General features: G+C 61.8%; 11 protein-coding genes. 1 reads left to right on the top strand and 10 read right to left on the bottom strand.

The features are described 5' to 3' along the window. The 9 genes from J2T09_RS00980 to leuC form a co-directional block, all read right to left on the bottom strand. Complete coding sequence (locus J2T09_RS00980) at window positions 1-1,446, bottom strand: MmgE/PrpD family protein (protein ID WP_306830108.1); 1,446 nt, start codon at window positions 1,444-1,446, stop codon at window positions 1-3. Window positions 1,447-1,455: 9 nt separating this feature from the next. Then, window positions 1,456-2,154 (bottom strand): ABC transporter ATP-binding protein, encoded by a 699-nt coding sequence (locus tag J2T09_RS00975; RefSeq protein WP_306830106.1) that lies wholly within the window; start codon window positions 2,152-2,154, stop codon window positions 1,456-1,458. Beyond that, window positions 2,147-2,899, bottom strand: a complete 753-nt coding sequence (locus J2T09_RS00970) for an ABC transporter ATP-binding protein (protein WP_306830104.1) — start codon at window positions 2,897-2,899, stop codon at window positions 2,147-2,149. The genes J2T09_RS00975 and J2T09_RS00970 overlap by 8 nt, the downstream gene beginning before the upstream one ends. After that, window positions 2,899-3,864, bottom strand: coding sequence for a branched-chain amino acid ABC transporter permease (locus J2T09_RS00965; protein WP_306830102.1), 966 nt, complete (start codon window positions 3,862-3,864; stop codon window positions 2,899-2,901). The genes J2T09_RS00970 and J2T09_RS00965 overlap by 1 nt, the downstream gene beginning before the upstream one ends. Beyond that, on the bottom strand, window positions 3,861-4,733 hold the full coding sequence (locus tag J2T09_RS00960; protein ID WP_306830100.1) for a branched-chain amino acid ABC transporter permease: 873 nt from the start codon (window positions 4,731-4,733) through the stop codon (window positions 3,861-3,863). Before J2T09_RS00960 ends, J2T09_RS00965 begins: the two co-directional genes overlap by 4 nt. Window positions 4,734-4,808: 75 nt before the next feature. Beyond that, on the bottom strand, window positions 4,809-6,035 hold the full coding sequence (locus J2T09_RS00955; protein WP_306830098.1) for an ABC transporter substrate-binding protein: 1,227 nt from the start codon (window positions 6,033-6,035) through the stop codon (window positions 4,809-4,811). Between the two features lie 62 nt (window positions 6,036-6,097). Next, on the bottom strand, window positions 6,098-6,889 hold the full coding sequence (locus tag J2T09_RS00950) for a GntR family transcriptional regulator (protein ID WP_306830097.1): 792 nt from the start codon (window positions 6,887-6,889) through the stop codon (window positions 6,098-6,100). A gap of 112 nt (window positions 6,890-7,001) precedes the next feature. Beyond that, complete coding sequence (gene leuD, locus J2T09_RS00945; protein ID WP_306830095.1) at window positions 7,002-7,619, bottom strand: 3-isopropylmalate dehydratase small subunit; 618 nt, start codon at window positions 7,617-7,619, stop codon at window positions 7,002-7,004. After that, window positions 7,616-9,058, bottom strand: a complete 1,443-nt coding sequence (gene leuC / locus J2T09_RS00940; RefSeq protein WP_306830093.1) for a 3-isopropylmalate dehydratase large subunit — start codon at window positions 9,056-9,058, stop codon at window positions 7,616-7,618. The genes leuD and leuC overlap by 4 nt, the downstream gene beginning before the upstream one ends. Window positions 9,059-9,194: 136 nt before the next feature. Here leuC and J2T09_RS00935 point away from each other — a divergent pair, with 136 nt between their 5' ends. Beyond that, the gene (locus J2T09_RS00935) at window positions 9,195-10,595 is read left to right on the top strand and encodes an FAD-dependent oxidoreductase (RefSeq protein WP_306830091.1); all 1,401 of its coding nucleotides are present in this window, start codon (window positions 9,195-9,197) and stop codon (window positions 10,593-10,595) included. Window positions 10,596-10,611: 16 nt separating this feature from the next. On the opposite strand, the gene J2T09_RS00930 is transcribed toward J2T09_RS00935, so the two are convergent. After that, the gene (locus J2T09_RS00930; protein ID WP_306830089.1) at window positions 10,612-12,162 is read right to left on the bottom strand and encodes a sensor histidine kinase; all 1,551 of its coding nucleotides are present in this window, start codon (window positions 12,160-12,162) and stop codon (window positions 10,612-10,614) included. Between the last annotated feature and the right edge of the window lie 174 nt (window positions 12,163-12,336).

Here is a 12,336-nt window from a genome sequence, read left to right as displayed (position 1 = left end):
TCAGGCTTCCTTGATCGCGGGCTGGGCCAGAAGGGCGTTGAGGCCCGACAGGTTTTCAGCCGTGTCGATCGTTTCGATGGCATCGAGAATGCGGGCGGCATGGGATCTGCCCCAGACCGGCTCGACCAGCTCGAAATATTTGTCGCGGACTTCTTGCGGTGAATAGGGATCGACGGCGTCGCCACGGTTGGTCATGGTTTCGGCGGTGAGTGTCTGGCCGTCGGCAAGGCGGATGGTGACATGGGCCGGTCGTTTGTCGGGCAGAAGCGCCGTATATTCCGGCTTTTCCGCCACGGAAATTTTTGCCGCGAGGGCGCGAACGGTTTCGTTCTCGACCGCCGCCTGCCGGAAGGCCGGAACCGAGGCCTCGCCGTTGACGATGGTGGTGGCAATCGCAAAGGGCAGCGAAAACTTTGCCGCCAGCATGTTGGCAGGCTCGGTGATATCCAGCTGTGCCGCCGAGGCATAGGACACCACCTCGATGGCGCTGATGGCTTCCGGCGCGATCCGGCCGTGCTGCGCCATTAGCGAACACACGACGTCGAGCGTGGCATGCGTGTAGCGGCAGGCGGCGTGGCGTTTGAAGTAGTTGCGCTGGATCTCGAAGCGCGTGCCGAGTTGTTCCGTCATCACGTCCGGGCGAAAACCCTCGGCGAGAATGCCGCCATACACCGTGCCGACGGAGTTGATCTCGCCGGTAAAACCGCTGGCGACAAGATCCCAGGCGGCCATGCCGTTGCGGTTGGAAAAACCGCAAAAACTGTTGCGCACGGTGGCACCTTCCAGCATGGCGCGCAGGCTGGCCCCGACGCTCAAGGTCGCCGAAACATTGATCGTTTCGATCAGCTCGGCCTCATCGGCGCCATCGAGAAGGGCTGTGGCAAAAGCGGCGCCGATCGTGCCCCATGTACCATGAGGGTGCACCGTCGGTCGCAGGCGGCAGGCGGCTCCAGTTCGTGCCGCCACTTCGTAACCAAGAATGAAGGCCTGCAGCAGTTCCCAGCCGCTCTTGCCCCCGGCGGTCGCCATGGAGAGCGCCGCCGGCAGGACATGCATGCCGGGATGGCCACGCGCAAACTGGTTGCCTTCGTCCAGTTCCAGCACCGTGCCGGCGGTGCCGTTGAGGAAGGCGGCATCGTCGTAACAAAGGCCGATACCTGCACCGATCGCGGCAATCTCGCCGCCGCCGCGTCTCGACAGACGTGCGGCGAGCGCCAGCATTTCCGGTTCGCGCATGCCGCAGGCAATCGCGCCGATACAATCCAGCATCACCAGTTTTGCCTGGGCGATGAGATCAGGGGAAAGCTCGTCGAAAGCGAGATCCGTTGCGAAACGGGCCCAGTCGATCAGCCATTGCGGTCGCGGTTCGGCCAGAAGCACGGAAGCGGGGATGATGCCTCCGCTGACAACTGACGCACGAGGAATTGCGGGCGTAACCATGGTCATGAAACCCTCCTAGAGGCCGAGATAGGCCCGTTTCAGTTCCGGATTGGCTGAGATTTCCACTGAGGTTCCCGACATCGTGACGGTACCGTTTTCGATGATGTAGGCGCGCGCCGCGATCTCCAGCGACTGCACGACATTCTGCTCCACCAGCATGATCGGCAGGCCATCGGCATTCAGTCGGCGCACCAGCGAAAACATTTCCTCGACCAGCAGCGGCGACAGGCCGAGCGACGGTTCATCGAGGATGAGCAGTTTCGGTTCGGCCATCATGCCGCGACCGATGGCCAGCATCTGCTGCTCGCCGCCCGAAAGCGTGCCGGCGGCCTGCACGGCACGCTCACGCAGGCGCGGAAAGGTATCGAAGACGTTTTCGAGATTACGCGCCCGATTTTTGGCGCCACGACGATAGCTGCCCAGTTCGAGGTTTTCGCGCACGCTCATGTTCGGAAAAATCTTGCGGCCTTCCGGCACGTGCACCAGACCGGCATCGACCGCCATGGAGGCGGAAGCGCCAAGTGCCACGCCATCGAAGGTGATCGTGCCCGAAGTGGCCGGCAAAACGCCCGACAGCGCCATGTTCAGCGTCGTCTTGCCGACGCCGTTGGCGCCGAGCACGGCGACGATTTCGCCCCTGCCCACCGAAAGGTCGATGCCGCGCAACACTTCGACCGCACCATAACCGGCGCGCAGTCCCCTGACTTCAAGCATGGTTTTCTCCCTGGCTTTGGCGAGCCAGGCGTTCCGCCGAACCCTTGCCGAGATAGGCCTCGATCACCGCCTGATCGTTGCAGACGGCGGCCGGTGTTCCTTCGGCGATCATCTTGCCCTGCGCCAGCACATAGACATGCTCGCAAAGGTTCATCACCGCCTGCATCACATGCTCGATCATCAGGATCGTCACGCCGCTGTCACGGATGGACCGGATCACCGGAATGATGTCGCGGATTTCCGAGGGGTTGAGACCGGCCAGAACCTCGTCCAGCAGCAGGATCTTTGGCTCGGTGGCAAGCGCGCGGGCCAGTTCCAGCCGCTTGCGGCCGGCGACCGTCAGGCTCGATGCGGATTTGTCGAGATCCTTTTCCAGCCCCACCTGCCGGGCGACCTCACGTGCCTTTTCGACCGCATCCGCCGGTTTCGTGTGGCGCAGATAGGCGCCGACAGTGATGTTTTCCTGCACGTTCAGGCCAGCAAACGGCTGGACGATCTGAAACGTGCGGGCAATGCCGGAGGCGGCGCGCCTGTGTGGTTCCTCGCCGGTAATGTCCTTGTCGAACAGGGCGATCTGTCCCTGTGTCGGCCTGAGAAAACCGGCGATGACGGCAAACAGCGTTGTCTTGCCGGCGCCGTTCGGGCCGATCAGCCCGGTGATCGAGCCTTGCCGCACATCGAGCGACGCGTCGCTGATGGCGAGAAGGCCGCCGAAACGCATGGTGACGTTTTTCACCTGTAACATCACGCACCTCCCTTCGCGGCAAAACGATCGGACAGTTTTTTGAGGAGACCGAGAATGCCGGCCGAGGCGAAGGCGATGACGATGATCAGCACGACGGCGAAAACCATCAGATCGATGCCGGGAACACGGCCTGCAAAGCTCTTGGTGATTTCACCGAGACCATGCAGGGTGAAGGCGCCGATGAGGGGACCAAGAACCCGGCCACGTCCGCCGACCATCGGGGCCAGCAGCGCTTCGATGGAGATCCAGATGCCGAAGGCGATCGCCGCATCGATATAGAGGAAATACTGGACATAGAGCACGCCGGCGGCGGCCGTCATGGCACCGGAAAGGCTGATAGCCTTGAGTTTGACAGTCAGAACATCGACACCGAGCGCCTTGGCCGCATCCTCGTTTTCCCGCACCGCCACCAGATGCGCTCCGAAGCGCGAGTTGACGATATGCTGGGTGATGACGAGGCTGATGAACACGAAGGCCAGCGCCAAGAGCATGAAGGTCGGGCGGCTGGAAAACTGCATGTTGGCAAGGCTCGGCTCCAGCTTCAGGAGCAGGCCGGAGGCGCCACCGGTCCATTCAGACGCATTGGCCAGCACGCGCAGCAGTTCGGCAAAGGCAAGCGTCACCAGCGCGAAATAGGACCCCCGCAAGCCGGCGCGGAAACTGAGGAAACCGACGATGAGGCCGGCGAGCGACCCGGCCGCGATGGCCGCGATGAGGGCGATCCATGCATTCACGCCGAGATGTGTCTGCAGCATCGAGGCCGTATAGGCGCCAATGCCGAAAAACATCGCGTGACCGAAGGAAGTCTGGCCGCCGATGCCGCCGAGCAGGTTCCAGCCCTGCGCAGCAAGCGCGATGATCAACACGACGACGGTGAAGTTGAAAAAGGTGTTGGAACTGGTCAGCAGCGGCGTCGCGGCGATCAGCAGTGTAATAACGATGATCCAGAAATATCCGCGCATCATACCCTCGCTCCGAACAGGCCGGTCGGACGCAGAAGCAGGACCAGGATGAAGATGATGAAGATGCCGATCTGGCCGAGGCTTTCACCGAGAAGCAGGCCGCTGACGCTTTCCACGACACCGATGATCAGGCCGCCGGCGACGGCACCCGGCACGGAGCCCATGCCGCCGAGAACGACGACCGTAAACGCGATGTTGACGAAGGCGCCGCCGATGCGTGGGTTGACGTAGAAGGTCGGCATCAGCAGACAGGCGGCAACGCCAAGGGCCGCACAGCCGAGGCCAAAAGTGACGGCATAGACATGGCCGACATTGATGCCGACAAGCCGCGCGCCGAGCTTTTCACGGGCAACTGCGCGGATGGCCTTGCCGGTATCGGTGCGCGTCATCAGCAGCCAGAACAGGATGGCGACGACAAGCGAACCGACTGCTCCGACAAGTTTTGCGCTCGACAGCAGGAACGGACCGGCCTCGACGACGGAAAAGGCGAAGTCGGACGGGATGGAACGGGTGTCGGAACCGAAGGAAGCCAGAAGCGCATTTTCGATCAGGATGGAAAGGCCAAGCGTGATCAGCAGGATGTTGCCGTCATCGCCATGGGCGGCCGGGCCGATGACGAAACGCTGCAAACCGTAACCGAGGGCGAAAAACACCGGCGTGACGATCACGATTGCCACGTAAGGATCAATGCCGAAACCGGCATTGAGGCCCCAGACGGCAAACATGGCAGCCGCAAGCGTTGCCCCATGGGCAAAGTTAATGATGTGCAGCACACCGTAGACCAGTGTCAGACCAAGGGCGACAAGCGCGTAGATCGCACCGGTCAGCAAGCCGTTGATCATCGCTTCGATGATGATGATGGGGGAAAACATGGCCTCTTCCGCTTCACGGAGTTCGCATTGGTCCGGACCCGCTCATTGCGGGCCCGGGGCACATGTCGAACGGCGTCAGCCGTTGGCCGGGAACTTTGGCTTGGCGTTGGCAAAGTCTTCCGGGAAGACGACCTTGATCGCGCCGTCCTGAACCTGCGTCGAAACGGGAGCCGCACCCATGTTCTGGCCGTTTTCGAATTTCGTCGGGCCGTAGGGCATCAGGTGGTCGGAGAAGGTCGAGGTGCCGAGCGCCTCGATGATCTTCACCCGGTCGGCCGCGCCGGCACGCTCGATCGCATCCGCCAGCAGGCCGATGCAGGAATAGTTGAGCGGTGTGTTGTAATTGAACGGCTTGCCGGTCGCCTCGACGCGCTTCTGGACGGCCAGGGCTTTTTCATTGCGCGGGTCGAACCAGTGATTGCAGTCCATGATGTTTCCGGCGGCTTCCGGAAATTCCTTGACGAAGCGATGGTTGGAGGCAGCGCCGTTGAGAACGGAATAGACACCCTTCGGGCGCACGCGCTGCTGCTGCATGGTGCGGGCCAGAAGAACGGTTTCGCCGTAATAGGTGCTCGGGATGATCAGGTCCGGGCGCAAGGATCGCAGTTTCAGCACGACGTTGGAGAGATCGCGTGAAGGCGTCGGCACGGCGATCAGTTCGAGGATTTCGAAACCGTGCTTGGGCAGTTCCGTTGCCATCAGCTTGGCGAGACCGGAGCCGAACAGGCCGTCCTCATGCACCAGCGCCACCGTTTTGGCGGCCTTGCCGGCAGACTCGTTAATTTTGACGAGGTTCTGGATCGCCGCACCGGTGCAGAGCGAAAAGCCCGGCGCGAAACGAAATGTGTTTTTCAGGCCACGGGTAATGATCTGGTCGGTCACGCCGACATCGACGATATAAGGGAGGTCGTAACGCGCTGCTGCCTGCGAACCGGCAAGGCAGATCGGCGAGGCAAAGCCGCCGACGATGGCGACCACGCCCTCTTCCTGCATGCGCTCGACTTCCTGCGTGCCGGCTTCCGGTGTCGAGCGGGCATCGCCGAACACCATTTCCAGCTTGGCGCCGCCGAGCGATTTTATGCCGCCGGCTGCGTTGATATCGGCGATTGCCATCTCGGCACCGAGACGGCCATATTCGCCGTCTTGTGCAAGCGCGCCCGTCACCGGTTGCAGAATGCCGACCTTGATGGGGGCAGGTTCGGCACCGCGAACCACGGCGGGGGCCGCAATGGTCGCAAGGGCAGCAGCAGCGCCACCCTTCAGGATCGTTCTGCGATGAAATGCTGTTTCATAGACCTTCATTGCCTCTGTTCTCCTCTTGAGGGGGGCGCCGCTTTTGCGGTCGTTCTTGTTTTTGTAAGTCGTTATTTGTCGTTGCCGGCCGTGCGCACGGCATCGGCCGGCGTCCAGCGGCGGGCGCCATCATCGCCGGTGCGCGCCAGATCCATGTGGAAGGAATAACGATCCGGCCGGTAGAGCGCCTGCAGATGCTCGATACCGCGACCGGAGGGTTCGAAAACGACGCGGGTCATGGACAGAAGGGCTGCGCCGATATCGAGATCGAGCGCTGCCGCGACCTCGGGGCCGGCAAGCGTTGCGCCGATCACCTGATTGGCGCGTTCGGCGACGAGGCCTGAACGCTCCAGCAGTTCCAGAAGCGGCGTGGAGGCGAGATCGGCCTCCGAATAGGACATGCCGATGCGCTCCGGCACATGGGTGACGAGGTAGGAAAACGGCTGGCCGTCGATCAGACGCACACGCACGGAGCGCTGCAGCTTTTCGCCGGGATCGAGACCCAGTTCCTCGGCCATCTGCGGCGTGGCGGCCACGTAACCAAAGGAGATCAGCTTGACGCCGGTCTTGCGGCCCATTTCCACCAGATGTGTCAGGACATTGGCAAAATCGGCAACCACCGGCATGCTGGCCTTGCCGCCGGCATTGACGAATGTGCCGGCACCCGGACGGCGCAGGATCATGCCGTCACTGGCCAGCTTGTCGAGCGCGCGCCGCACGGTGACGCGCGAAACACCATGGTCCTGCGCCAGCGTTGGTTCGCTGGGCAGTTTCGTTTCGGCAGCAATCTCGCCGCTGAGGATCTGTTCCCGCAGCAGCAGATAGAGACGGCGCGCCTTCAATGGTTCCATGGTGGAGGACAAGTGAACATTCCCATTTTGTATTTTCTATGAGACGTCTTGTTGTCTTATTGAGAATACAGATTTTGTATTGTGTCAACCGCAATCCGCAGATTTCGGTCGACGGTTTTATCGTTCAGCCTGTTTTCCGCGGCTGCATCCAGGGGCGCCGGGTGCGGTCAGCCTCGGCGAAGGCGGAGATTGCCGCGGCGTGGCTGCGGGTGAGGTCGATATCGTCCCAGCCGTTCAACAGTTTCGTGCGCCAGACCGGATCGACCGTGAACGGCAAAACCAGATTGGCCGCGCGGATTGTTTGCGCCTCGAGATCGACCGTTGCCGTCTGAGCGCCATCGGCAAGGCCAGCCAGCAGGGCCTCGCAATCGTCCTCGCTGACGGTTGCCGGAAGAAGCCCGTTATTGACCGCGTTCGACGCAAAAATATCGCCGAAGGAGGGCGCGACGACGCAGTTGATTCCGTAATCAACCAGCGCATAAACAGCCGCCTCGCGCGAAGAACCGCTGCCGAAATTGCGCCGGCTGACAAGAATTTGCGCGCCCTGACGCTCCGGATCATTCAGCGGGCAATCCGGTTTTTGCGCGCCGGTTTCATCGAAGCGCAGGTCATGCAAAAGGAAACCGCCATAACCGTCCGCCCGCGAGCGTTTCATGAACCGGGCCGGGATCAGCTGGTCGGTATCGACATTCGATTGCGGCAGCGGACAGGTGATGGCGTCGAGCGTCTTGAACGGTTTCATCCGATGTTTCCTCCCGCCACCGGTGCCTGCATCAACTCGCGCATGTCCGTCAGGTGGCCGGTGACGGCCGCCGCCGCGACCATGGCCGGCGACATCAGATGTGTGCGCGATCCCGGCCCCTGCCGGCCGCGAAAATTGCGGTTGGTGGTGGAGGCACAACGTTCGCCCGGCGGCACCAGATCACCGTTCATGCCGACGCACATCGAACAGCCGGCATCCACCCATTCAAGGCCCGCGTCGAGAAAGATGCGGTCCAGACCCTCGGCTTCAGCCTGCCGTTTCACCTGCATCGATCCGGGGGAAACGAGACCGGGCACCGATGCCTTGCGGCCCTTCAGGATAGAGGCGGCAGCCCGCAGATCCTCGATGCGGCTGTTCGTGCACGACCCGATGAAAACCCGGTCGATGCGGATGTCGGAAAGACACTGGCCGGGCCGGATATCCATGTATTCCAGTGCATCCCGCACCTGCTGGGCGCGGGCCGGGTCCTCGAAATTTTCCGGGTCCGGCACTTTTGCGGTGATCGGAGATGCGTCCTCAGGGGTGATGCCCCAGGTGACGGAGGGAGCGATATCTGCGGCATCGAGATGCATTTCGCGGTCGAACACCGCATCGGCATCGCTTTGCAAGGCCAGCCAATCGGCAGCGCCCTTATCGAAAAGTGTGCCTTCCGGCGCAAATGGCCTGCCGCGCAGATAATCCACCGTGGTCTGGTCCGGCGCCACCATGCCGCAACGGCCACCGGCCTCGATGGAGAGATTGCAGAGTGTCAGCCGGCCTTCCATGGATAGCGAGCGGATCGCCGATCCGGCATATTCGATCGCATGACCCGCCGCGCCATCGGCGCCGATGCGGGCGATGATCGACAGCGCGATATCCTTGGCCGAAACACCCGGCGCCAGCGCGCCCTCCACCGTGATGCGCATCCGCTTGGGTTTCTTCTGCCACAGCGTCTGCGTCATCAGCACATGTGCCACTTCCGAGGCGCCGATGCCGAAGGCGATTGCCCCGAAGGCGCCGTGGGTGGCCGTATGGCTGTCACCGCAAACCATGGTCAGGCCCGGCAAGGTCAGCCCCTGTTCCGGGCCGACCACATGCACGATGCCCTGGCCGGGATCATCGAGGTCGAAGAGCCTTAAGCCGTGGCGCTGGCTGTTGCCGCGCAACTGCTCGATCATGCCGCGAATGGCCGGATCGATTACGGAAAGGTCGCGGGTGCGGGTCGGCACGTAATGGTCTTCGATGCCGAAGGTGAGGTCGGGGCGGGCAACCTCCGCGTCGCGCTCCTTCAGCTTGTTGAAAGCATGGAAGGACCCTTCGTGCAGAAAGTGCCGATCGATCCACAGAAGACATTGCCCGTCTTCGCGCTTCACGATCACATGCGCATCGAACACCTTGTCGAACAGTGTTCTGCCGCTCTCTGTCCCGGCAACCGTCACGAACTCCTCCTTCGCTCCCGTTTTGTGAAATCTAGCCACGACATCCGCAAAAAATCAAATGTTGTTTTAAAAATAATACAGCTTATTGTCCCTCTCAACCGACAGATATCTGTCATTCGGCGAGGGAGGCGCAGGCATGGCTTTGGTAACGCGGGATAAAAACCGGCAATTCGATTATTCCGTGCCGGTCGTCATCATCGGTGCCGGTGCCGCCGGCATGGTCGCCGCACTGTCCGCCCATGAGGCCGGTGCGGAAGTCCTGCTGCTGGAGCGCGATGCGCTGCCGCAGGGTTCCACCGCCTTGTCCGCCGGCCTTGTGCCCGCCGCCTCCACCCGCTGGCAGAAAGAGGCCGGCATCGAGGACAGTCCGGAAAATTTTGCCGGTGACATCATGAAAAAGGCGCATGGCGAGCCGGACGCAGGCATCGTTGAACTGATGGCAAAAACCACCGGTCCGGTGCTGGAATGGCTGGCCGACACATATGGTCTACAGTTTTCCGTCGTCAGCGATTTTTCCTATCCGGGCCATTCCGCCCGCCGCATGCATGGCCTTCCGACTCGCTCCGGAGAGGAACTGATCGATGCGCTGCGTGAAGCGGTCGAGAATGCCGAGATCGCGCTTGTCTGCCATGCTCATGTGGTCGAACTTTTCGCCGATGACGAGGGGCGGGTGCGCGGCCTGCGTTTCGAGCGACCGGACGGCACGTCGGAGGAGCTCTCCTGCGATAATCTCATCCTCGCCTGCAATGGTTATGGCGGCAACAAGGAGCTTGTTCGCCAGCATATTTCCTCACTTTCGGACGCGCTCTATTTCGGCCATACCGGCAATCAGGGCGATGCGCTGCTGTGGGGTGAAGCGCTCGGTGCAGCCAGCCGTCATCTCAATGGCCATCAGGGCCATGGCTCGGTTGCGCATCCGGCCGGTATCCTGATCTCCTGGGCCACGGTCACCGAAGGCGGTTTTCAGGTGAATGCCGAGGGCAGGCGTTTCAGCAACGAAGCGCGCGGTTATTCGGAACAGGCCGCCGAAGTGCTGCGCCAGCCAGATGCGATCGCCTGGACGATATTCGATGAACGCATCGCCGGCATCGTCCGCCAGTTCGAGGATTTTCGCCGCGCCGAGGCGATGGGCGTGGTGTTGGCTGCCGATAGTATCGCTGAACTCGCCGGCCTGATGTCGGTGCCGGCGGACGCGCTGGCCGAAACTTTTGCGGAGATCGAAACGACCGCAGAGGCAGCAGGCACAGACGCCTTTGGTCGTGCGTTTTCACCAGCGCAAAAACTCCAGCCGCCGTATCGGGCCGTGAAAGTCACCGGTGCGCTGTTTCACACGCAGGGCGGGCTTGATGTGGATCGAACGGCCGCCGTGCTCGACGGCACGGGCAAACCTCTGCCCAATCTTTTCGCCGCCGGCGGTGCGGCCTGCGGCGTGTCGGGAAACGAGGCCTCGGGTTATCTCTCCGGCAATGGACTGCTGACCGCCGTCGGCCTCGGTTACATCGCCGGAAAAAGTGCTGCCGGGAGGGCAGGCCAATAACGGCCGAGAGATCGCGTCACACCGATTGCGGCGCCGTCATTTCGAAAACCGCGCCGTTATCGTTGCGAAGCGTATGGCGTCCATGCAGCTGTTTCACAAAACTGCCGATCAGCTTGCTACCCATGCCGACGCGTCTTTCCGCCTCGTTGACCAAACCGGGGCCGTCATCGCGGATGCTCAGACTGAATTCCTCGCCCTGTTGCTTCAGTGAGACGGTCAATCGGCCCGACGGTCGGCCGGCAAAGGCATATTTGAATGCGTTCGACACCACTTCGTTGACGATCATGCCGATCGGCAGCGCCTGTTCGCGATCGACGGTCACCGCCTGCAGGTCGAGATCCAGCGTCACCGGCGTATCATAGGCCGAGGCCACGTCCCGGATCAGCTTTTCGGCGTAAGCCGCCACGTCCACGCGCTCATACTGGTCGCGCTGATAAATCTGTTCATGCACGGCAATCATCGCGCCGACGCGGCGGGTCATGTCGTTGCGGGCTTCCTGCGGCAAGGGCTGCAGCCGCACCAGCGCCAGCACGGCCTGAAGATTGTTTTTCACACGGTGGTGGATTTCGCGCAGCAGAAAGCGGTTGCGCTCCAGCGCCTGCTCAAGCTCTTCGTTGCGGGCGGCATAACGATAGAGTAGCCGGGTGATCCACAGTGATGCCAGAACCAGCACCACCATCAGCGGTATGGCAAACAGCGCATCGGACCAGACATTGCTCCAGAACTGGTCGAGCACTTCCTGCCGGTCGATGGCGGCCAGCGAAATCAGCGGCCAGCCGGTCACCTTCCAGAAGCCGACGATGCGCGAGCGGCCGTCGATCGGTGAGATCGGACTGTGGTAGACGCCGGAATCCGCCGTACGCGTCATCGGATACCATTCGGTCGTGCTCAGATCGACCGCCTTGTCGGACACCGGGCGGCGCGCCACCAGCCAGCCGTCGTCGCGTACGGCGGAGACCGTGGAATGCGGACCCAGCCCCATGGATGCCCAGAAGCGGTCCATGGTCTCGTTCGGAATGGCGATCGTCGCAACGCCGCGGAATTCCGCATTGCGGGTAATGCGGCGGGCGATCATGAAGGCCGGTTTTGAGGTGCGCTCGTCTTCGAACAGGCGCGAGATCGCGATCGGTTCGCCGCTGCGCAAACGCTCGAAATAACCACGCCCGCCGTGATTGAGCGGTGCCGCATTCGGAATGCTGGAAAAACGCTGCAGGCCATTGGCATCGAAAACGGAATATTCGAATCCAGCCGGTAGGTCGCCCACCGCCTCGGCGATATTGGCCAGCGTGTTTTCCGGGCTGTCGATGGGTTTGTCGCCAAGCGCGGAATCGACGCGACGCAGCGCCTGGTTGCTCGCCTCCATCATCCATTCCACATGGGCTGCCACCACATGGGCGGAGGATCTGGCACGGGCCTCGCCGGCGGCGAGCGAACTCTTGTAGTTTTCGAGAAGAATGAGGCCGGTGACCGTGATGATGGCCACCAGAAAAATGCCCGTCAGCCACAGGGGCAACGTCGGCATGGCGCGTAAAAAACGCGGCGATGCGGGCATTGATTCGTCAGACACGACCGGTTTTCCCTCTCTGGTCACGCAGTGGTATCACGTTGGTGCGCAGGACAAAACGCCATTCCATTCAATGCTTAACCAAATTTTAACCGCCGGAATCAAAAGGCCATGCAATCTATAATTGCATGGCCTCAAGATGTCATCCATAGCGAATTTGAAGGGGAAATACGAGCA

Source organism: Neorhizobium huautlense (assembly GCF_030811685.1).
Lineage (GTDB): Bacteria > Pseudomonadota > Alphaproteobacteria > Rhizobiales > Rhizobiaceae > Neorhizobium > Neorhizobium huautlense_A.
This window is presented reverse-complemented; position numbering and strand designations above follow the sequence as displayed.